Source organism: Paenibacillus sp. FSL K6-1318, assembly GCF_037976905.1.
Classification (GTDB): domain Bacteria; phylum Bacillota; class Bacilli; order Paenibacillales; family Paenibacillaceae; genus Paenibacillus; species Paenibacillus amylolyticus_A.
Window position 1 is genome coordinate 835,958 of the sequence record NZ_CP150270.1, and the last position, 21,596, is coordinate 857,553.

The 21,596-nt window shown below is 41.8% G+C and carries 18 protein-coding genes; 14 read left to right on the plus strand and 4 right to left on the minus strand.

Annotated elements, in window-relative coordinates:
* Positions 1–108 precede the first annotated feature (108 nt).
* The 4 genes from NYE45_RS03830 (at position 109) to NYE45_RS03845 (ending at position 3,630) form a co-directional block, all read left to right on the plus strand.
* The gene (locus NYE45_RS03830) at positions 109–726 is read left to right on the plus strand and encodes a DUF47 family protein (protein ID WP_062836231.1); all 618 of its coding nucleotides are present in this window, start codon (positions 109–111) and stop codon (positions 724–726) included.
* Between the two features lie 14 nt (positions 727–740).
* Positions 741–1,730, plus strand: a complete 990-nt coding sequence (locus tag NYE45_RS03835; RefSeq protein WP_062836232.1) for an inorganic phosphate transporter — start codon at positions 741–743, stop codon at positions 1,728–1,730.
* 350 nt (positions 1,731–2,080) lie between these two features.
* Entirely contained in the window at positions 2,081–3,040 is a 960-nt protein-coding gene (gene corA, locus NYE45_RS03840) for a magnesium/cobalt transporter CorA (RefSeq protein WP_076333421.1), read from the plus strand.
* A gap of 128 nt (positions 3,041–3,168) precedes the next feature.
* The gene (locus tag NYE45_RS03845) at positions 3,169–3,630 is read left to right on the plus strand and encodes a DIP1984 family protein (RefSeq protein WP_036606052.1); all 462 of its coding nucleotides are present in this window, start codon (positions 3,169–3,171) and stop codon (positions 3,628–3,630) included.
* A gap of 401 nt (positions 3,631–4,031) precedes the next feature.
* Here NYE45_RS03845 and NYE45_RS03850 read toward each other — a convergent pair whose 3' ends face one another.
* Both NYE45_RS03850 and NYE45_RS03855 read right to left on the minus strand, forming a co-directional pair.
* A complete protein-coding gene (locus NYE45_RS03850) occupies positions 4,032–5,120 on the minus strand; it encodes a DNA alkylation repair protein (protein WP_340015649.1) in 1,089 nt (362 codons plus the stop codon).
* A gap of 133 nt (positions 5,121–5,253) precedes the next feature.
* Positions 5,254–5,892: a tyrosine protein kinase gene (locus NYE45_RS03855; protein ID WP_340015651.1), complete on the minus strand. Its 639-nt coding sequence runs from the start codon at positions 5,890–5,892 to the stop codon at positions 5,254–5,256.
* Between the two features lie 456 nt (positions 5,893–6,348).
* Here NYE45_RS03855 and NYE45_RS03860 point away from each other — a divergent pair, with 456 nt between their 5' ends.
* A complete protein-coding gene (locus NYE45_RS03860) occupies positions 6,349–6,639 on the plus strand; it encodes a YerC/YecD family TrpR-related protein (RefSeq protein WP_017690665.1) in 291 nt (96 codons plus the stop codon).
* Position 6,640: 1 nt separating this feature from the next.
* On the plus strand, positions 6,641–7,426 hold the full coding sequence (locus tag NYE45_RS03865) for a CbiX/SirB N-terminal domain-containing protein (protein WP_340015653.1): 786 nt from the start codon (positions 6,641–6,643) through the stop codon (positions 7,424–7,426).
* Positions 7,427–7,572: 146 nt separating this feature from the next.
* Here NYE45_RS03865 and NYE45_RS03870 read toward each other — a convergent pair whose 3' ends face one another.
* Positions 7,573–8,142 carry a TetR/AcrR family transcriptional regulator gene (locus tag NYE45_RS03870; protein WP_340015654.1) on the minus strand — a complete coding sequence of 190 codons (570 nt, stop codon included), beginning with the start codon at positions 8,140–8,142 and terminating at the stop codon, positions 7,573–7,575.
* 168 nt (positions 8,143–8,310) lie between these two features.
* On the opposite strand from NYE45_RS03870, the gene NYE45_RS03875 reads away from it, so the two are divergent.
* Together NYE45_RS03875 and NYE45_RS03880 are read left to right on the plus strand one after the other, a co-directional pair.
* A complete protein-coding gene (locus tag NYE45_RS03875) occupies positions 8,311–9,237 on the plus strand; it encodes a 2-dehydropantoate 2-reductase N-terminal domain-containing protein (protein WP_340015656.1) in 927 nt (308 codons plus the stop codon).
* Positions 9,238–9,308: 71 nt separating this feature from the next.
* On the plus strand, positions 9,309–9,725 hold the full coding sequence (locus NYE45_RS03880) for a DUF4395 domain-containing protein (protein ID WP_340015658.1): 417 nt from the start codon (positions 9,309–9,311) through the stop codon (positions 9,723–9,725).
* Positions 9,726–9,836: 111 nt separating this feature from the next.
* Here the strand turns inward: NYE45_RS03880 and NYE45_RS03885 are convergent, their stop codons facing one another.
* On the minus strand, positions 9,837–10,553 hold the full coding sequence (locus NYE45_RS03885) for an NPP1 family protein (RefSeq protein WP_340015659.1): 717 nt from the start codon (positions 10,551–10,553) through the stop codon (positions 9,837–9,839).
* Positions 10,554–11,071: 518 nt separating this feature from the next.
* On the opposite strand from NYE45_RS03885, the gene NYE45_RS03890 reads away from it, so the two are divergent.
* From NYE45_RS03890 to NYE45_RS03915, 6 genes are all read left to right on the plus strand, one after another.
* On the plus strand, positions 11,072–11,953 hold the full coding sequence (locus tag NYE45_RS03890) for a diacylglycerol kinase (RefSeq protein ID WP_047840512.1): 882 nt from the start codon (positions 11,072–11,074) through the stop codon (positions 11,951–11,953).
* A gap of 393 nt (positions 11,954–12,346) precedes the next feature.
* Complete coding sequence (gene rlmD / locus NYE45_RS03895) at positions 12,347–13,957, plus strand: 23S rRNA (uracil(1939)-C(5))-methyltransferase RlmD (protein ID WP_340015661.1); 1,611 nt, start codon at positions 12,347–12,349, stop codon at positions 13,955–13,957.
* Positions 13,958–14,401: 444 nt separating this feature from the next.
* Positions 14,402–16,117: a DNA cytosine methyltransferase gene (locus NYE45_RS03900; protein ID WP_340015663.1), complete on the plus strand. Its 1,716-nt coding sequence runs from the start codon at positions 14,402–14,404 to the stop codon at positions 16,115–16,117.
* A 303-nt stretch (positions 16,118–16,420) separates the two neighbouring features.
* Positions 16,421–17,902 carry an ATP-binding protein gene (locus NYE45_RS03905; RefSeq protein ID WP_340015665.1) on the plus strand — a complete coding sequence of 494 codons (1,482 nt, stop codon included), beginning with the start codon at positions 16,421–16,423 and terminating at the stop codon, positions 17,900–17,902.
* A complete protein-coding gene (locus NYE45_RS03910) occupies positions 17,886–20,585 on the plus strand; it encodes a Z1 domain-containing protein (protein ID WP_340015667.1) in 2,700 nt (899 codons plus the stop codon). The genes NYE45_RS03905 and NYE45_RS03910 overlap by 17 nt, the downstream gene beginning before the upstream one ends.
* The gene (locus NYE45_RS03915) at positions 20,569–21,591 is read left to right on the plus strand and encodes a PD-(D/E)XK motif protein (protein WP_340015669.1); all 1,023 of its coding nucleotides are present in this window, start codon (positions 20,569–20,571) and stop codon (positions 21,589–21,591) included. Before NYE45_RS03910 ends, NYE45_RS03915 begins: the two co-directional genes overlap by 17 nt.
* The last annotated feature ends 5 nt before the right edge of the window (positions 21,592–21,596 follow it).

Here is a 21,596-nt window from a genome sequence, read left to right on the forward strand (position 1 = left end):
GATCGCACCTTTTGTACAAACCATGAAACAAATATGATAAGATATCAAAGGTTGTCATTTCATGTTTCATCGGTTATCGGCAATTTTTTCCGTAAAGGGGATAGGGCTATGAAGCTTAAGAAGAAGAAGGATATATTTTTTGAGACACTGGAGAACATGGCAGATACGGTTGTTCAAGCGGCAGATTATTTCTCCCAGCATGTTTCCAACCTTCAGGATGTGACTCTTTTTGCCAATGAAATGAAGAAATACGAGTCCCAATGTGATGACTATGTTCACACAATCATTACGGAACTCAACAAAACGTTTATCACGCCGATCGAACGCGATGATATTATGGAGCTGACAACAACACTTGATGACGTATTGGACGGACTCGAAGCAACGGCTTCCCGTTTCTATATGTACCAACTGACGGATCCTGACGAATATATCGTGCAATTTGCTGAAATTTTGCGCCAATCGGCTTACGAAATTCAGAAGGCCATTCATTTGCTGTCTCAGAAAAAATTGCTGGCGATTCGCGAGTACACGATTCGATTGAACGATCTGGAAAATCAGGGTGATGAAGTGTTGCGCATGTGTATCAAGAACCTTTTCGCTACCGTTCCTGATCCGATTGAATTGATCAAACGTAAGGAAATTTACGAACGTCTTGAGACAACAACGGATGCTTGTGAACACGTAGCAAATGTGCTCGAATCCATCATCATGCGTAATTCTTAAGGAGCCAGAGAATAATGGAAACAACGATTTGGGTATTAGGTATAGTCGTCTTCCTTGCACTGGCGTTTGACTTCATCAACGGTTTTCACGACACGGCCAATGCCATTGCCACTTCAGTATCGACACGGGCACTGACGCCACGTCGTGCGATCCTTTTGGCAGCGGTAATGAACTTTGTCGGTGCGATGATGTTTACAGGCGTTGCGAAGACGATCGGGGGGAGTGTAACCGACCCCACCACGCTGGATAACGGGATCGAGGTCGTCATAGTCACCTTAATCGCTGCGATTATCTGGAACCTGGTTACATGGTGGTTTGGTATTCCGTCTTCTTCATCACACGCACTGATCGGAGCCCTTGCAGGTGCCGTGCTCGTTGGCGCTGGTTCTGACAAAGTGAAGTGGAGCGGGTTCATTGATATTGTCGGAGGTTTGCTATTATCACCTCTAATCGCATTTGCCATCGGTTATGTGGTCATGACGATTCTCAAATACATTTTTGCCAAACGCAGTCCGCATAACGTGAATAAAGGTTTCCGTACAGTACAGATTTTCACGGCAGCACTGCAAGCTTTCACACATGGTACGAATGATGCACAGAAAGCGATGGGTATTATTACGTTTGCTTTGGTAGCAGCAGGTGTACAAGATCATCTGGAAGTGCCGCTGTGGGTTAAAATCTCAGCAGCAACCGCGATGGCTCTGGGTACATCCATTGGTGGTTGGAAAATCATCAAAACAATGGGTACCAAAATCTTTAAAATTGAACCGATTAACGGATTCGCCGCCGATCTGTCAGCTGCTTCCGTTATTTTCACAGCAACGTTGCTTCACCTTCCAGTGAGTACAACGCACGCGATCACATCAGCTATTCTGGGTGTGGGTTCCGCGAAACGTTTCTCTGCTGTGAAGTGGGGACTTGCTGGACGTATCATTATTACGTGGTTCATTACAATTCCAATTACTGCTGGACTGGCAGGATTGCTGTACTGGATCATTTTCTAAAAAGAGAAGTTATCCCGAACGAATTCGGGGTTACCAGACAAACTGTTCATAACTGTGTGAATATCGGGATATGTGGACAATTATACAACCAAAATCAAGAGACGCCTGTGCATGAACGTGTGGACAGGCTGGATATGTGGATAGCCATCCGTGGAATGATAAACCAAAAGAAGATATTCCTGTGGATACAGGGAACTGTGGATAGGGAAATGAGAGAAGCCAACAGGGTTGGCTTTTTTTGTTGTCGAGTTTGAATGTGTTTGTGGATATTTTGGCTACGTTGGCAGACGTGCCTATGGTTAAAGTTGTACAATGACGTAAAGATACAGGACAAGGACGTGGTCTAATTTATGATTCGTACACTCGCCATTACACGAGAGCATCAAGTCTCCGTTAACGTACCACTTACACAGCTGGACCTGAATGATTACGCCTGGGTATGGGCGGATTTTAACCAGCCAACGGAAGAGGAAAGCCGTTTGCTGGATACATATTTTCATTTTCACCCCTTAGCTATAGAGGACTGTCTGCATGTGTTGCAGCGGCCGAAGCTCGATTATTATGAAAATTTGCAGTTTCTTGTGCTGCATGCACTGAATCCATCCACATTGGAAGCCGAGGAAGTTGACTTGTTTCTCGGAGCGAACTTCCTTGTTTCCTTTCATCATGGTGTATTGGAGGAAGTGGATGAAGCGTGGGAACGGTTGTTGCATCATGCACATGAACGAACCATCTGGGCGAGAGGTCCGGTGGCAGCAGCGTATACGGTGATGGACAAGCTGGTCGATCATTATTTCCCGTCTCTATTTGCCATTGAGGATGAACTGGCTGAGCTGGAGAACCGCGGTGGACAAGAGTCGGTTGAAGACCTGATGAACCAGGTGTTTGACCTGCGCAGTCGATTGCTGAAGCTCAGACGAACGGTTGTACCGATGCGGGATCTGCTCTATCGGGTGGTCAATTCCCAGCATGTGCAGCGAACGGGCGAACATACGGCTTATTTTACCGATATCTACGACCATTTGTTGAAGCTGACGGATATGATCGAAGCCGATCGGGAAATGACCGCTGACCTGCGCGACAGTTATATTTCCCTGAACTCCAACCGGATGAATCAGATCATGAAGACACTCACGGTGATTACGACGGTGTTTATGCCCCTCACGCTGATCGCGGGAATCTATGGCATGAACTTTGCTTATATGCCTGAGCTTCAATGGAAGTTTGGGTATGGCGCGGTGCTGTTGTTAATGTTTGTGCTTGGCGGAAGCATGGTGGCCTGGTTTGTAAAACGGGGCTGGTTTAAGTGAGAACGAATGTAATTAGATGTTAGTAACATAAACTTGTAATAACGTGTATCCACAGGTAAAATATAACGATATGTGAATAGAATCTGGATGAATTATCCATACATATCATTGTGGAAGGATGGGATACGATGAGATTGGCAGAGGCTCTTGTACTGCGTGCAGATGAGCAGAAGAAGATAGCTCAGCTCAAGCAACGTCTGGAACGCGTAGTCAAAGTTCAGGAAGGTGAACAGCCAGCAGAGGACCCGCAGTTGCTTATGATCGACCTGGAGAACACGATCCGGAGCCTGACGGTATTGGTTAAGAAAATTAATAAGACCAATGCGCAGACTGACTTCACTGCTGGAGTTACGCTTGCTGATGCCCTTGCAGAGCGGGATGGAATCATGCAAGAAAGAGCATCCTTTAACGAAGTTTTGCAGAATGCGTCCATTCGCCAGGATCGGTACAGTCGTTCTGAAGTGAAGTATGAGCGAACCGTGAACATAGCAGATATTCAACATAAAGTGGATAGCCTTTCGAAATCCTACCGGGAACTGGATTTTAAAATTCAGGAGAAGAACTGGACCATAGACTTAATCGAGGAATAAAACTGCGTCGGTAACCCTATCCAAATGAAGCGAGCATAACCCACCAACGGGAAGTTGGAAACCTGGTAGACGCTGGGCCATGTCTAACCCACATCATCATTTAGCCCAATATTGTTACAAGAATGCGCAGCATGGATGTATCGTGTATCTTTCTAATTGTTACGACCATATGCAGGTCTTTGGATAGCGGTGAGGGTGGGTAAGGGGAATTGCAGTTTGAACTACATAAGAGAAGGCCACTGGGCCATGATCTCAGGCAGTAATATCTGTCAGGAGATGATGTTGGCCAGGTGGCCTTTCTGATTCTTCTATAGAAGAACTTGAGGAATAAAATTATTGTATCCACATGTGTATAAGTGTTTCGCTGGAATAAGCTGTGTATAACTTATGATGACTTCCTTTTACTCCAGTTCAAGAACAAAGGAAGTCGTTGTTGCTTCTTTTCCATTCACAATAATGGTTAGCGTATGCAGTCCGGCGTAATATTTTCTCGTGGTAATGACTTTGAACGATTGTTTGGTGGCTACCTTGGTTCTACCTGTGGGATACATTTTATCGGAGCATTTGAATCGTTTGGGAGCCTGCTTGCCGTTCGCCTTCATATAACCCATCTCATACTCAATTCTCAGCATCTGTGACTCGCCACTCTCATTGACCACATCAAATGAAAAATGAAGATCCTCGCCAATAGCAATCGTATCCTGGGCAAGCTGAAGCTGCTCAATGTGAATCGCATCCTGCTCTTTGTAACTAAAAAGACTTAGCGCTTTGCGATGTCCTTTCTTCAGTAATGACCTGCTGGCATGCCGGACAATCCAGTCCGTGTGTGTATGTTGTCCGTACCAGGTCGTGGCTAGATCCATCACCAGTTCAGGGTGATCTTTGGAGATGTCATTCAGATGATTGGCCACACTTTTCCGAACATAGAGGGACTCGTCGGCTTTTAACGCATGAAGAATTGGCAGTACAGGTGTTGGATCGGTGATGAATCCTTGGAGTTTAGCTCCCCATGGCAAACGGGGCCGACTACCTTCACTGGCAAGTCTGCGAATATGCTCGTTGTTGCTATCTGCCCACGCCATCATATGTTTCATGGTTTGGATCGGATAACGATCAATAAACGGGCGTACCGCGAACTCGGAGCTGGAATAAGGTGTGAAGACGGTCAGATACTTCATGGATAGCTCGTAATCTTCTGGGTCAAGTCCGTTCACTTCGATAAAATCCGGTACAAACAGATATTCAACGCCTCTCATATGGGGGGCAGCTTGTTCGATGATATGTAATGCTTCTTCATAATTATCAGGCAGCACTTGAGTCAAAGCGAGTGTGATTCGACGAATCCGTGCTTTGAATTCCAACTGTTCCCAGCCTTCAGCGAATACTAATTCATGAAATTGCTGGGTATCCAGCTTCGGGTAGAATTGACGCAACAATTCACCAGTCCGACCGATTAATGCGGGAGTGTATTTGTCTTTGAAAAGTTCCATGGTCCGCCTCCTTTAGTTACTATCCAGTATACCTCAAATGACAGGAATAAGAACATAAGTTCCTGAATTTTCTATGTATATTGATGAAAAGAGTTAAGGCACCCACCTTCTATAAGGGGGTGCCTGGATGGGTTTAACCTTTGCGACTTTTGGGACGACGCTTCGTGGAATTGGATTTGCGACGAGTTGGCGTCGTGTTGCGACGACGTGGAACACTCGTTGGTTTGTTCCGGCGTTTGCGTGTACGTTTCCGGGGCGGCGTATATTCTTCATAGTCTGCATCAGCCGCGCTGCTATTACTTTTTCCTTTTCCAAAAGGCAGAATGCCCATAACGAGCTTCATCATCGGAGCCATCTGCTGGATGCCGCCGACGACCTTCTGCATTTTGCCTATTCCACTCATGATTCCATCAATCCCGCCGAAGCGGTCGATCATTCCTTTTAACTCACCAATGTTAGCTAAAGAAAAGCCGGAACCGCCTGTTGAAGCAGGCGCCTGTACCGGAGCTGGGGGGACCACCTGGGCTCCACCTCCATAAAAGTTCCCGCCAGGGACACCTTGCCCATAGGGTACGATGGCTGATGCTTCGACTTCACCGAAGCCCGGGTAATGAGGCTCTACGCCAGGATACATCGGTTGGATCTGAGTTTCATTCAAAGACCGCGGAACCACACCGGGCGGCATATAGGCAGAAGTATGTGCCTGCCGATGAGCATGAGAAGACGGACGCTGCCCTTGTGCTGGCTGGCGGTGATAATAATGCTGTGGCATGAACGATCACGTTCCTTCTATGTTGGATTTCGGAATTGCGTTCCATGAGTTACATGACAGATGAACATCATAGACCCTACTGGAACTCCCTTTTGCTATACTGTATGTCATTCGCGGAGAGACGGCGTAGGCGGGTATCACGGAAAACGGGATATTTGCGGATTTGGGCGCGTAGACATGCTGGGAGGTATCCATACAGGAAAATGCAGTTTAGACACAAAATTGTAACATTTAGGTTGATTGAATTCCTACATAAGTAATCGGAAATATACAGGTGAAAATTGGGATATAGCGCGATAATTTCGCTAGATGTGCGCGAGGGGAGGACAATAGTACCTTTTGTAAGCGGTAACATGTATTTTTATTCTGTAGTGCGTGAAATCGGTAACGCTTGAAATACCAACTCAGGGTGAGTACAATGTAGGTACACAGTAACCGCTAGGGGATGATGATGAAATGCAGCTGAAAAAGCTAAATGATAAAAGCATTGAACAACTATTTGAGGCTATTTTGACTCTAAAAGATATTGAAGAGTGTTATGTCTTCTTTGATGACCTCTGCACCGTAAACGAGATCCAATCCATGTCACAGCGGCTGGAAGTGGCTCGTATGTTGGGCAAAGGCAATACCTATAACCAGATTGAAGCTGAGACGGGTGCGAGTACTGCCACGATTTCACGTGTCAAACGCTGCCTGAATTACGGCAATGATGGTTATAAAATGACGCTGGAACGCCTGGGACGCTAACATGAAGAAGCCGGGTGTACTCATCATCAGTCACGGTTCTCAGGAGCAGACCTGGGTGGAATCCGTCGATGACGCGATCTCCCGGTTGAATCTGCCCCGCCCGTTGCCGGTTGAAGCCGGATTTCTTGAATTGGTGGAAGGACGCCTGATCCAGGACGGTATCGACCGACTGGAAGCGCAAGGCGTAACCGATATTCTGGTTGTACCTTTATTCGTTTCATCTGGAAGTACACATGTGGATGAAATTGAATTTGCCATTGGTGCAAAGGAAGCACCTGAGCGGGAAACAGATCTGGAACCGTTCCAGGTCACAGCGCGGGTTTACTTTGGTTATCCAGTGGATAATGATCCGGATATTGCCGTGATGGTGTGGGACAAAGTCCGAACGCTCTCGCAGCAACCGGAGCAGGAAACGATTCTGCTGGTGGGACACGGTAGTATTCATGATGGATTTCGTGAGCGTTGGGAAGCGGGAATTTCTTCCCTTGCAGAGCGTGTGCAGGAAGTTAGTGGCGTAGCCCATACGGATTATGCATTACTGAATCCAGAGAGTGTACACGACAAAGTGAAGTACTGGAGCGAAGAGCGGGGGAACCGAGTCATTGTGGCGCCGCTGTTTTTGAGTGCCGGTTACTTCACGAGAAACGTTATTCCGGATCGGCTACAGGAACTGAACTATGTGTACAGCGGTGAGACACTGTTGCCACATCCATTGCTTGGGCAGTGGTTGGAGCGTCAGATCCAGATTTTGCTGGAAAGATGTAATGAAGTTGAAGCTTCTTCTTGAAGTGATCGCTTTGGCGCAGTTGTGTGAACGCATTGTTCGCGGAAATGTCGCATCAATTGATTTGAACTCCATAGCTTCATAAACAATCAAACCACGTCGAAGGACGTGGTTTTTGTTTGTTGTAGATCACTGGAACGCGGATTAGGTTATCCATTAATGGGTGCGTGCAATTGCAGATGTAGCTCCAGTAAATCTATTAATTGGTCAACGATCTCCTCGGCCGGATAAGGCATGGAATTCATAATCCACCACTCCAGAAGACCGACTGCAGCGGAAGCAAGGAACTGTATGGTAATCTCTTTTTTCATACCCTCCTGAATGCCACAGGCATCCATTTGTTCCTCCACTCCCTGGACCAACAATTCCATCAACTTACTACGGAATGCCGGAATACCTTTTTTGGTTAGAAGTGTGGTATAGGTAGAGGCATGCTGTTCCAGATAACGGAAAGTTCTGAGCAGCGCATCCTTGGCCGTAACGGGTGTTGTAGTAGAGGTTTCGATCATGCAGGCATCCAATAACTGCTGCAAATAGGTCTCAATGCATTGATCCAATAGGTCGAACTTGTCTGCATAATGCAAATAGATCGTTCCCCGGTTAACATTGGCTCGATCAGCAATCTCATTTATCGTAATTTGCTCAAACTCTTCTTCCGTCAATAACTCCACAAAAGCTTCGATTATTGCCTTTCGTGTCTTGAGTACTCGTCTGTCCATGGCCCCTCCTATAATGGTTTTCAACAATAAGGAATCATTCGTTGATTATTCAACAAAAACGGATATTTTAGCGATTGAAGCACGCCAGTTGCTTTGATACTCTTATTTTATCAACAAATGTTCATAAAGCAACGAATATTGATAAAATATGAAATAGAGGGATAGCCAATGAAGATATTAGTGTATGGTGCAGGTGTTTTGGGCAGTCAACTGGCGCAAGTTCTGGTGCGCGGTGGCAATGATGTAACTATCCTGGCTAGAGGGAAGCGGGCAGAGGAGCTGGAGAAGGATGGAATCGTTATCCGGCATGTTTTCCAATTCAAAACGACTGTTGATCCGGTTCGGGTAGCCAGAACGTTGGAGGTAAATGACCAATATGATCTCATTTTTGTTGTAATGAAATATAACGATTTTCCTTCCGTGTTACCTATTCTGGCAGAGAATCAGAGCAACAATATTGTGATCGTGGGAAACAACGCAGATGCACGAAGCATGCAGACCTATCTGGAAGAGCATAGTCCGATGGGAAAACAGGTTGCGTTCGGATTCCATGTGAGTGGAGGTAGGCGTAATAAGGACCGCATGTTATCCATCGGTGGAGGTAGCGCACAAATGGTGATCGGCAGTCTGGACGGCGAGATAGGCTTTAAACCTTTGCTGGATCAGGCTTTCCAACGTGTGAAATACAAGTTAAATTATTTAAGCGATATTGATGCCTGGCTGAAAAGCCATATCATCCCCATTCTAATGCTTAATGCAGTGAGTTTTAATGAGCAGTATGAGTTGAAAAAACTGGATGGCAACAAGCGGGAACTTGTGCATATGATTGAGGCGATGGATGAGGGTATCAGCGTACTGGAGGCTATGGGTATTTCGGTTATACCAGAGATTCAAGGCAGATTGATTCGTAAACATAAACGCATGTTGTACCTTCTGTTGAAGATCTATAGTGTGCTTCCAATTCATAAGCTGATTGCGGGTTCTTTTGGAGAGATTGAAGCGTTGAATAATGCATTTAATGATTGGAAAAAGACAACAGGCATTCCAACTCCCCATTGGGATGTATTGAAAAGAGATTTTACTCCCCTTAAATGAAGTGTTGCTCATTGCCCCAATACCGACTACAATTAAACCAACTAATAAAATGGGGATAAGGAGATATACGGATGCGGGAAGTGCCCATGCGCTATGTGAAAGCAAATCAGGTCGGTATTGTATTGTTTGTTTTACTCTCGTTTGTGTTCAATCCAATTGTAGTTTTGGGAGCGCTGTGGAGCATTCAGGTAGTTGGTCTGGCTTCCAGTGGCAAATTGAATCTGTTCGTACAGATTGGCAAAGCCGTGCTGACTGGTAAAGGGACAGAGACGCAGGCGGTGGAGCTGCAGCGATTCAACAATATTTTGGCCGTGCTCTTCCTGTCTCTGGCACTCATCTCGTTCTCGCTCGGCTGGGTAGTCGCAGGTTATGTATTTTCCGTCATGCTTCTCGCGGCTGCAAGTGCGGCCCTGCTGGGTTATTGTGTGGGTTGCACCGTGTATTTCTGGTATAAACAGCTGCGTGCAGGCAGAAAAATCGGATTTTGAGGTTGGCTGAAGAAACGATAAGAAGACAGAGCTGAAAGGTAAGCTATCGATTCACTATAGCCTCATATGAAAATCCCCCTCAAGTGAGCTGTTCACTTGAAGGGGATTTTTTTATCTAAACCAGGCTTTGTTTAAATTATTGGTGAAATTGTTATCGTTGAAAGGCACGTTAGCGCTACCGAAGTTTGTCGTGTTGAGTGCATTTCGTGCTGCAGAAGTCAGATCGTCCCATCCGATTAAAGGCTGAGTACCACCAACAGCGCTGGTAACGCCAAGCTCATGGTTCAGCGGCCAGGTACTATTATAGGAAATCAACGGATGGTTACCTTGTGTGTTGCTGTTGCTTGGTGTGACGTTGGTGAACTGGCCGTGACCGGAATACGCGATGGAGAGGATTTGGGGATTGGCCGCTGCCGGATTATCGACCCACACGACGATTCCTTCCCAATCATGACGATGGCCGAGTCCAGAGGAAGGGGAGTCTTTGGGAAAATACCACGAATACATGATCGCCCATACTCCATTGTGCCAGGCGGAACGGGAGTAGACCTGGCCTGTACTTGAGCTACAGTTTCCATTCGATGACCCGGAAGTGTTCAAGCCAGCGCTGGTATTGCCCTGTTGATCCACAGCGGGGAAAGGCACGCATCCATGATAGACTTTCAGAAAAGGTTGAAAAAGCTTGGCTGCTTGTTGCGTTACGGTGACTGGTGTGACTTCCTGGAATCCGACAACCTGATCATGATTAATTTCTGCCGCTTCAATAACGGTGACCCAAGGAACACAGGCCATAAGCGCAACCATGAGTGTTAACACGAATTTTTTCATTCACAGCTCTCCTTCATGGGTATGATGTGGTGCGGGGTTGAGGGTGCACTAAGACTATAGTAGAAAAAGGTTTGTTTTATTTATCTTTTCATCTTAAGATTTGTAAATTTGTAGCATATCTATGTCATAATAATATGAAAGTACCGAAGACTAATTCCTGCCCAAGCGGGCAGAATGGTTGATTAATGAGACTATTTTACAGAAAAGGTAGTGGGACAGATTCAAGATAGGTATGAGAGGTTTATTGGGTAATAGGCAGATTAGCGGGTACGGATATGAAAAAATATACTTATACATTACAGGCTAGGACATCTTTACATTTGATGATATGATAGGAGTTAAAGGCTTTGGAATGAGACGGAATTCCTGATGCATAGATATAGGTAAGACGAAAGATTAGAGCAGCATTAACGGAAGTTCATTATTGTGTAAAAAATATGCCCTTTTGTGGACTGATGCAACGTAAGAATATGAGGTCGTTTAGACTCATGGATAATGTGGAATAGGTGGCGTATGAGATGAAAAAAGCTCGCTTAATATATAATCCGACCTCAGGCCGGGAAGAAATGAAGAAACGTCTGGCTGATATTTTGCAGCGTTTGGATCAAGGTGGCATTGAAGCTTCATGTCACGCAACAACGGGTGAAGGTGACGCAACCCGGGAAGCCGAACTCGCGATTGAGCGCGGCTATGACATGATTATTGCTGCTGGTGGCGATGGCACATTGTACGAAGTCATTAACGGTATGGCCGAGCGGGAGAACCGTCCTCCGCTAGGTGTTTTTCCTTTGGGGACGACGAATGATTTTGCACGTGCACTCGGCATTCCGAGACAGTGGGAAGATTACGTGGATCTGGTCATTAACCAGCAGCTTCGCCCGCTCGATCTGGGCAAAGCGAATGATAAATATTTTATCAACATCGCCGGTGGCGGATCATTGACTGAACTGACCTATGAAGTACCAAGTCGTCTGAAAACGATGATTGGGCAACTGGCCTATTATATGAAGGGTATTGAGAAAATGGCGAGCCTGTCTCCACAGGAGCTGATTATTCGTGCCGACGGTCAGGAAGAGATTCATGATGAATTCATGTTATTCCTCATCGCCAATACCAATTCGGTCGGAGGTTTCGAGAAGTTGGCTCCAGGTGCAACCATTGATGATGGTCTGTTCGATGTCATTTGCGTGAGGAAATGTAATTTGGCTGATATGATCCGCCTCGTAACGCTTGCGCTGCGTGGGGAGCATCTGAACGACAAAAAAGTGGTTCATTTCCAGACGAGTCATATGGAAGTTACGTCACCAGGCTATGTGCAACTGAACCTCGATGGAGAGTTGGGCGGCACGCTGCCAGCTACATTTACGAATTTGCGTCATCATCTGATGCTGTATCGTTAAACTTGGCACTTGGCGGAGAATGTGGTCCCTTGCGGAAAGCGTCAATGCCGCAGTGGTTGTTGCACAGCATCGCATAAGTGGTGAGGAGAGTTGGATTCAGCTCTGCCGTAAGGCGAGATGGAAGTGCATTTTCCAGTTGCTGTGTATGGTGGGATCGCGTATAATCTCATGTGGTCACCATGCGCTTAGCTTAACGAACTCAGAAAGCTTTAATGTGGCGAAATTTTCGAAGCTACGAATCTAACGAATCTCAGCATCGTTATTTTGGAGAAAGTGACCGGAAAAGGTCGGAAAACACCATCTTAGGATGATATAACGTTTCTGAAGTTCATTAGAAATTCGGAACGTTATTTTTGATGTGATACTATATAAGAAGAAAGAAGTGAATGTACGTTGTCTAATACGAACCGCAGCGGTCGTGGAAAAAACCGCCGGAATTCGGCTGCCTTTCAGGGGCAAGGGAACGCTTCAGCGTCCCGTCAGCCAAGTCAATCATCTCGTCCATCTACACGTCAGCAGGGAAAAGAGGTGCGACCACAAGGCGCATCTCTTTCTGCCGTTCGTCCAAAGGGGAGAGCGCGTGAATCTACACCAATCGAAGGACTGCCCGTTAGCAAAAATGAAGAGACCATCATCGACATCATTGGTATGAACCATGACGGTGAGGGTGTAGGTCGTGCGAATGGATACACGCTCTTCGTGCAGGGGGCGCTTCCGGGTGAAACCGTGCGTGTGCGTGTGATGAAAACCAAGAAGCAGTATGGCTATGCCAAACTGCTGGAGATCGTGAAAGCAAGCGCGGATCGTGTGTCCGCGCCATGCCCGATCTACGATCAGTGCGGCGGCTGCCAGATCCAGCATATGAGCTATGCCGGACAGCTTGCGTGGAAACGCCAGTTGGTGATCGATAATTTGCAACGGATTGGCAAGTTGAACGTGATGGTGGAGGATGCAGAAGATACGGAGCAAGGCATTCGTGTTCTTCCTACGATGGGCATGGACGAGCCATGGCGCTATCGGAATAAGGCACAGGTGCCGATTGGAGCTGCCGAGGGTGGTTTGGTAGGTGGTTTTTACGCTAAAGGAAGTCACCGGATCATTGATATGGAGAGCTGTCTCATTCAGCATGAGCACAATGACGAAGTGGTTGCGAAGGTTAAGGAGATCGGCAGCCATTTTGGAATTAGCGCGTACAACGAAGAGACAGGTCGCGGCTTGCTGCGTCATGTAGTCGTAAAGAAGGCGTTCCGTACAGGCGAGATGATGCTTGTTCTGGTTACGAATGGTCGAGACATTCCGTACAAAGACGAATGGATTGGCAGTATCCGTGAAGCGATTCCGCATATAGCGAGTATCTGCCAGAACGTGAACAAGAAACAGACCAACGTCATCTTTGGCGATGAGACCCGCGTTCTATGGGGCCGTGATGTAATCTACGATTATATCGGTGATGTTCAGTTTGCGATCTCTGCGCGTTCGTTCTATCAGGTGAATCCGGTGCAGACGGAAGTACTGTATGGCAAAACGGTAGAGTACGCTGGACTGAGCGGCAAAGAAACTGTAATTGATGCTTATTGCGGCATCGGTACGATCTCTCTTTTCCTCGCGCAACATGCGGATCAGGTGTACGGGGTAGAGATCGTGCCTGAAGCAATCGAGGATGCGCGTAGTAACGCCATGTTAAACGAGATGAAGAACGTGAAGTTTGAAGTGGGTGCATCCGAGGATGTTATTCCACGCTGGAAAGAACAAGGTATTGAAGCAGACGTCATCGTCGTCGATCCACCGCGTAAGGGGTGTGATCCGCGTTTGCTGGAAACGATTCTGGAGATGAAGCCGGAGCGAGTGGTGTACGTGAGTTGTAATCCGAGTACGTTGGCACGTGATCTGCGTGTACTTGAGGATGGTGGCTATCGGACGGTTGAGGTCACGCCGGTGGACATGTTCCCGCATACGGTGCATGTGGAGTCGGTGGCGATGTTGGTATATAAGGGTGTGTTATAGACAAGCAACTAACCCCAAGAGTTTATGCCCTCACGGTAGACAGTGAAATGAATTGAATACTTTTGACTAGTGGGGGATTTTTTTTCACCTAAGGAAGGAGAGAACTTTACCAACTATAGGGAGAAGAGAAAGAAGGTTTCAATATTCTGATACTGCTTGATAATTTACTATGCAGCAAGGGAATAGTTGTAACTTGATATATGAATTCATCTGGAATATTTTGTGTGGAAAAAATGTTTTTAAAGTAATTGGGGAAAAAGTAAAGGTTCTATAATTTAGAATGAAGAAGGATATGTGAGATTCCATAGTTAATATGCTTTCTTAAAAATTATCTTTATATAAGTTTTTATGATTTTACGACTCGTATCCTTGAAAGTTTTCTAGAGAGATGTTAAGCTGCTTATATAAGGAACGAATGTTCGTAGGCAAGGAGCGAGATAAATTATGAGGAATGATAAACTTTTAGCAGTTGATTTGTTCTCCGGGGCTGGAGGCTTAAGTTTGGGATTTTTACAAACAGGACAAGTACAAATTGTTGCCGCAGTAGAAAATAATAAATATGCGAAGAAAACTTATGAGAGAAACCATAAAGGTGTGAAGATTTTCAATGATATTATAAGTCTTAATGACGATAAAAACAACTCGTTAGAACAAATAATGAGTGAATGTAATAAATTTGGACGAGATCGTGTGGATATTGTTTTTGGGGGACCGCCATGTCAAGGTTTTTCAAATGCGAACCGACAAAAGACAGAATTAATTTCAACTAATAATCAGTTAGTCAAAGAATATGTAAAAACAATTGAAATGCTAAATCCTGATGCCTTTGTAATGGAGAACGTAAAATCTATGAAATCTGCTAAGCATAAATTTTTTTATTCATTAGAAGATAAAAATTTGGTAGAGAATCTAGAATTGAATCTTATTGAAGAAAAAATTGCTATAGGGAAAGAAACAGAATTAACAGAAGAATTAATAGTGTTTCTAAAGGAGAAAATTTTAGAAAAGGCTGATCTATCTAATTATATATTAAAGGACAAAAATGTTTTTTTAAGATTAAGACAACTTGGAAGAAAAGAGAAAGACCTTAGTACCTATTTGGTGAAAGTGGAAATTGAACTAGAGAAAATGTTCTTTAGATGGGAAGAGCTACATCAAGAATTATGGTCCGCTAGATATATGGAAAAATGGAGATTACTTCGGGAACAAATACAAAATAAAGGTCTAGATCAATCAGATACAGATTTAATCATCAGTTATCTAAAAGAAATAATAGAAGTTCAGAGAATTTTGATGAGAACGAATGAAATCATAACAAATAATATTGAGATAAAAAATATAGTAACTATAAATAAAGTTGTATATATTCAAGTGCAGACATATGGAGTTTTAGATTATTTAGTTGCTAAATTTAGAGAGCTAGGGTATGTTCTAAATGAAAATCATCTCATTCTAAACGCGGCGAATTTTGGTGTGCCACAGCTTCGAGAAAGATTATTTTTAATTGGTGTTAAGAGTAAGTTTGTCTTAGAGCAAAATGTTGAATTACCTAATCCAATCATACACAATCCGGATCAATTTTACACAGTAAAAGACGCTATTGAAGATCTTGAGGAATTGACCCCGTATACAATTATGGATGCAGACAGTCCGCTTGAGAAGTCGTTATCTAAAAAAACTAATCCTTTGATACAATACTTGAGCGGCAGTGTAGATACAGTAAGAAACCATATTATGACTGAAACAAGACAGACAGCACTTGATAGATTTAAAATGTTAGAACCAGGACAAAACTTTCATGATCTAGATGAATCATATAAGCAAACATATTCTAATCCAGGGAGAACACAGAATACAGTTTACCAACGTCTTCATTATGACAAGCCTTCTGGAACTGTATTGAACGTAAGAAAATCAATGTGGATACATCCACGGAAAATACGAGCTATCAGTATTAGGGAAGCTGCGAGAATTCAGTCTTTTCCTGATTATTTTATTTTTGAGGGAACTAAAGATTCACAGTATCAGCAGATTGGAAATGCTGTTCCCCCTCTTTTGGGGAGAGCAGTTGCGGAACAAGTGCTAAAATATATAGGGATATCTGAGATAGAGCTACTAGCTGATATTATAAAACCGAGGGAGACAATTTCAACTCCATAAAATATGTAAACTGCATAGCCTTCATAAACTGAGGCCCAATAGAGAGTACTTTGAAAAAAGTATCCTCTATTGGGTTTCTTTATATCAGTTATACTCACTAACAGGGATGTGGTTGTTCTTGCTTCACCTGATGAGATGACATCAGCTACTCGTTGTGGAATCTTGGAACAAAATGATGATATTTATGGGTATGATTTGGGTTTCTGTCGTAAGACTATATCATTCTTTCGATGTAGAAGTTAACTGTTTTTACTTTATAATTTTATTAGAGTAATATAAGAGTAAAAAAGCTAGGTGGAAATAATGTCTACAATTAATACACAACCGTCTGCAGCACCTGTAATTCAAGCTCTTAGAAATATTGGTTATAATGCACAAACTGCAATTGCTGATATTGTGGATAATACTATTGATGCAAAAGCCGACAGTATTCACATTGAATTTGAATATGATTTAGGGAATGGTTTTATAAAAATAGAGGATAATGGAATAGGTATGACAGATGCAGAATTGCAACAAGCAATGACGATTGGCTCAAAGGATCCTAGAGACAAAAGGGCTAAAGAAGAGCTTGGGCGTTTTGGAATGGGATTGAAAACTGCCTCGTTTTCAATGGGGAAACGATTGTGTGTCATTTCAAAAAAAGATGAAATAATTTCTGAGCGTTGTTGGGATTTAGATTATGTCAGTGATAAGAATGAATGGCTACTGTATAAGTCAATTCCAAGTGACATTAGAAAAAAAATAGGACAAGTACTAGGGAATAGCGGAACTATTGTTTTTATAGATAAACTAGACCGATTTTCTGGCTCCGGTACTCATAAAGTTTTGAGACAAGAAAGCTATTATTCCAAAGTCAAGCGCATACAGATATATTTAGAAATGGTTTTTCATGTTATGTTAGAAAAAGGATTATCAATTACAATTAATGAAAATAATTTACAATCTTGGAGTCCATTTCTAGAAGGGAACCCAAGACGTATTGAAGGGGAGGAGCAAAGTATAAGAGTGAATAAAAAGTTAGTTAGAGTTACTCCCTATGTATTACCTCATCCGACTACTTTTAATCAAACTGATTATAAATATGCAGGTGGCGTAAAAGGATGGCGCGATCAACAAGGCTTTTATATTTATAGGGAAAACAGAATGGTTAGTTTTGGTGATTGGTTCGGTATGTTTCCAAAGGATGTTTCCTCAGAATTAGTCAGAATTAAAATTGAATTTTCAAATGAGGCTGATGACGACTGGAAAATTGATGTTAAAAAATCCACAGTTTCTGTTCCTGATGATGCCAAAGAAGATTTACAAGCGATAGCAAAATATTATAGACAGATTTCACAGGAAATAATGTTGTATCGCACAAAAGCTAATCGGTCAGGAGAAAAAATCAAAGGGACTTTAAATACTTGGGAATTTGCAACTGATGATATTAATAGTACATATATTTTAAATAAGACACACCCTATACTAACCCAAATTCTTAAGGCTGTTGATCATGATTTAAGAAGAAAGATTAATGTATATCTTAAACTAGTCGAATTAGGCTCACCTAATAACCTCTTAAAGACTTGGAATATGGTGAAAAAAGAAGGACAACAAATTGATGACAAATCAAAGAAATTAGTAATTGATTATGCGGAAATTTTATTTAGCACGGGCATAGAATTAGATATTGAAAAAGTGGCAGAAACAATTTCTATGATGGCTGGTTTTGAAGGTATAGAGATTCATATAATTAAAACTATAATTGAGAAAGAAGTGATAAAGAATGATTCAAGATATTAGACGTGAATATTTTGGTGTTGTTGATAACTTATACACCGCCTTTAAGAACTCAGGTTTTGATAATCCGATTCAAAAAGCAATTGATGCTGCAGAGGGTCAAATTATAAAGATTTACGGCACAATGGACAAAAGTGAGCTAGAAAGTTTAGCCTTAGAAACGTATTTAAAGTATGACAATATAAATGTGCGTAAAGCTTACACTATGAGAAGTAATGAAAATGAACCATGGTTTGAGAATACACATCCTAGCTATTCATATTTTTGGCCGCGTTATGAAAAATACTTGAAAGAGTTTAAGTACTGGTCTAAACCGACGATTGACAGTATAGATTTGACGACAAATGAAATCTTGAAGAGCATCGGAGATCCCAAAAGTAATAAAAACTTCGATAAGCGTGGGCTAGTATTAGGATATGTACAATCAGGGAAGACAGCTAACTTTACAGGCCTAATTAATAAAGCATTTGATATAGGGTACAAATTAGTAATTGTGTTAGCAGGTATGCACAATGATTTACGTGCTCAAACGCAGTTGCGTTTAGAAAGAGAAGTTGTCGGTAATGTCGATATAATCACTGGTGAAAAAAAAGGGGTGGCATTAGTTAAAACGGGGGGGACACAAATAGAGACCTGGACTACCGTGCAAGATGACATATCTACTAATAATGCAATCGGTATTAAAAATTTAGATAAGCCAATTCTACTTGTAGTAAAAAAACAAAAAGATGTGCTACCTAAATTAATAGAATTGTTAAGCAAAAGTATTAACCTTTCACAAATGAGTCCACCAGTATTAATCATAGATGATGAGGCAGATCAAGCTAGTGTTGATTCGTCTGGAAAACATACTGATGATCCTAGCAAAATTAATCAGCTAATCAGAGAACTTCTAAGTTTGTTTAATCAAAAATCCTATGTCGGATATACAGCTACGCCATTCGCTAATCTACTAATCAAAGCAGATGCAAACCATATCGATGTAGGGAAAGATCTCTATCCAAAAGATTTTGTTAGCGCATTACCTAAACCTGAGGGTTACTGTGGACCAGATGAATATTTCAATACAACCGGTTATAAAGAAGATAATAAACCGATGTTTATAAGGCACTTAAGCTCAGAAGATATCGCTATTTTAGATAGTATGAGAACAAAAGATGATGCGGGGTTATTTATGGAAGTTCCCAAATCTATGCAGGAAGCTATATTAGCCTTTTTACTTTCAAATGCTATTAGAAATATAAGAGGTCAAACTAGCGACCATAAATCAATGCTAATCCATACATCAAGACTTACTGATGTTCAAAACTCTATGTGCAGTGTTATTAATCAGTTCTATAAAAAATTATCCAATGACTTAATTTATAACTCGAAAAGTGAATATATAAGTAAACTTCAAAAATTGTATGAGGATGATTTTTTAGAAGTACAAAATAATTTCAATTCGTCACAACAATTCAGTAGCATTGCTTGGGAAGAAATCTATAAACAAATCAAGGTTGTAGCAGGCAAGGTTGAAGTGATGGAAATTAACGGGGAGAGTGAAGATGCTCTTGAGTATGATAAATACATAGAAAATGGATTGTACGTAATTGCAATTGGAGGGAATAAATTATCACGTGGTTTAACATTGGAAGGTTTGACAATTTCCTACTATTATCGTAGTAGTTCTATGTATGACACATTAATGCAGATGGGACGTTGGTTTGGCTTTCGTACCGGCTATATGGACTTATGCCGTATTTACACTAGTGAAGAAATTGCAGAGAATTTTGAATATCTTGCCGTTGTCATGAGTGAGTTAAGAGAAGAATTTGAAAAAATGGTTGAGTATGATGTGACACCAGAAGAATATGCAATAAAAATGTTATCACATAAAACAATGACAGTTACGAGTCCAGCAAAAATGGGTACGGCTGAGTCTCCTATAACATACACCGGAACCATGCAACAAACACGTAGCTTTGAAAAAAACAAGGAATTTTATAAAAAGAATATGGAGGCTACGGTTCAGCTCATCAATAATGTTGAACAAGATTTTAAAACGATTAATAAAATGACCAAGTACCATATTGCTAAAGATGTTCCTAGTGAAGTTGTTATCGATTTTTTGAAAAAATATAAAACTATTTCTTCAGCAAGAATAGTTAATAGCAAAAAAATCGCAGATTATATTAGTAAAATGAATAAAGAAAACCTGTTAGAAAAATTTAATATCGCTGTAGTAGATATAACACAGGATACATTGAACAAACAGAAGGCTATTGATAATGGAATTACTCCTTGGAAAGTTAGTTTAGGGAAATTATCGATTGAAAGTGCTGTTGTTCGTAGTATTGATCAGGATAAAAGCAAAGGGATAGGTATTGTAGACCTGGGTGCTATTGTTGCAGCTAACCAAGAGTTTATTGATTTTGAAAATCGAACTAAAGATAAAAGAGAAAATATAAAGTTAAGGATGAACGAAAATCCGCTTCTTTTGATTTATCCCTTACATCCACAAGTAAAACCATTTAAGAAATTGAATATCGATTTCAATGAAAATCTAGTGCCTATAGGGCTGGCATTCTCATTTCCAGATATAATAAAAGTTCCAGGTGAAGACCTCGATCCAATAGAACGAATTAAGAAAGAAGGGGTTTATATTTACAATAATACAGTTGGAAAGGATGGTTCTGTTGATTAATATCTCAGAAAGATTTAAGTTGCTGATCGAGCAGTCAAAAAATGAGGAGTCAAATGATATTTACCGCTTAGATCCATTATACTTTCAAAAACCATTTGTATTAATTGGGATTGACTTACTAAATTTTCAACGACGTATTTATATAGATATTACAGATGAAGATTGGGATGAAGATCAATTGAAGTCTTTCCCGAAATGGAGAGGTGTTAACATAGGGCAAGAATACTTTTCACGAATTGGACCACTAAAAGATAAAAATTTTTTAGTGGTTTCTCAGAATGTAGAGGACAGTGAAGAGATTTTTGAACGAGTGCTACAAAATTTAGTGGATCATATTTTAAATGAGGAAGAGCTACCGTTATATACAATAGTATATGAAGTTTTAGATCGTTGGCATAATTTCTTTAAGAAAAAATGGGATGCCCAATTGACACTTGAAGAGGAAATGGGACTATTTGGTGAGCTTTATTACATTAATAGATGGCTTGAATTTTTTTCTCAAGAGCCACCTTTAATTATTGAAAATTGGAAAGGTCCGTTAAAAAATCGAATAGATTTTGTAAGTAAGAATATCGGAATTGAGATTAAAACAGTTGCACCTAAAATTAGAGACGAAATTAAAATTTCGAATGAAAAACAATTAGAACTTAATCCAGTTATAGAAACATTGTTTCTATACGTATTAAAGATTGAAGTAAATGATTCAGTAGGTAAATCGCTTCAATGGATTATTGAAACTATAAATGAACAGCTAATTGATCGAGCACCATCTTTAGCAGTGAAATTCAATGATTTGCTCGTAGAGAGTGGTGTAATAAGCGAAGATTATGATAAAAACAACTTTTTTGTACATGAGGAATTAGCATACATTGCAACCGAAGAATTTCCTAAATTAACTTCAAAAAACTTACCAATAGGTGTTACTAATGTGTCATATTCAATTGATTTATCACATTGCAAAACGTTTATGGTCTCGATAGAAGATATGTTCAATTTGAATAAATAAGGATG

What these genes read in the sequence shown, in the direction of transcription:
- NYE45_RS03885 (WP_340015659.1), bottom strand. Translation starts at nt 10,553, where the DNA reads ATGAAAAAATTCGTGTTAACACTCATGGTTGCGCTTATGGCCTGTGTT.
- NYE45_RS03865 (WP_340015653.1), top strand. Translation starts at nt 6,641, where the DNA reads ATGAAGAAGCCGGGTGTACTCATCATCAGTCACGGTTCTCAGGAGCAG.
- NYE45_RS03875 (WP_340015656.1), top strand. Translation starts at nt 8,311, where the DNA reads ATGAAGATATTAGTGTATGGTGCAGGTGTTTTGGGCAGTCAACTGGCG.
- NYE45_RS03910 (WP_340015667.1), top strand. Translation starts at nt 17,886, where the DNA reads ATGATTCAAGATATTAGACGTGAATATTTTGGTGTTGTTGATAACTTA.
- NYE45_RS03905 (WP_340015665.1), top strand. Translation starts at nt 16,421, where the DNA reads ATGTCTACAATTAATACACAACCGTCTGCAGCACCTGTAATTCAAGCT.
- NYE45_RS03830 (WP_062836231.1), top strand. Translation starts at nt 109, where the DNA reads ATGAAGCTTAAGAAGAAGAAGGATATATTTTTTGAGACACTGGAGAAC.
- NYE45_RS03900 (WP_340015663.1), top strand. Translation starts at nt 14,402, where the DNA reads ATGAGGAATGATAAACTTTTAGCAGTTGATTTGTTCTCCGGGGCTGGA.
- NYE45_RS03870 (WP_340015654.1), bottom strand. Translation starts at nt 8,142, where the DNA reads ATGGACAGACGAGTACTCAAGACACGAAAGGCAATAATCGAAGCTTTT.
- corA (WP_076333421.1), top strand. Translation starts at nt 2,081, where the DNA reads ATGATTCGTACACTCGCCATTACACGAGAGCATCAAGTCTCCGTTAAC.
- NYE45_RS03890 (WP_047840512.1), top strand. Translation starts at nt 11,072, where the DNA reads ATGAAAAAAGCTCGCTTAATATATAATCCGACCTCAGGCCGGGAAGAA.
- NYE45_RS03860 (WP_017690665.1), top strand. Translation starts at nt 6,349, where the DNA reads ATGCAGCTGAAAAAGCTAAATGATAAAAGCATTGAACAACTATTTGAG.
- NYE45_RS03835 (WP_062836232.1), top strand. Translation starts at nt 741, where the DNA reads ATGGAAACAACGATTTGGGTATTAGGTATAGTCGTCTTCCTTGCACTG.
- NYE45_RS03855 (WP_340015651.1), bottom strand. Translation starts at nt 5,892, where the DNA reads ATGCCACAGCATTATTATCACCGCCAGCCAGCACAAGGGCAGCGTCCG.
- NYE45_RS03915 (WP_340015669.1), top strand. Translation starts at nt 20,569, where the DNA reads ATGGTTCTGTTGATTAATATCTCAGAAAGATTTAAGTTGCTGATCGAG.
- NYE45_RS03845 (WP_036606052.1), top strand. Translation starts at nt 3,169, where the DNA reads ATGAGATTGGCAGAGGCTCTTGTACTGCGTGCAGATGAGCAGAAGAAG.
- NYE45_RS03850 (WP_340015649.1), bottom strand. Translation starts at nt 5,120, where the DNA reads ATGGAACTTTTCAAAGACAAATACACTCCCGCATTAATCGGTCGGACT.
- NYE45_RS03880 (WP_340015658.1), top strand. Translation starts at nt 9,309, where the DNA reads ATGCGGGAAGTGCCCATGCGCTATGTGAAAGCAAATCAGGTCGGTATT.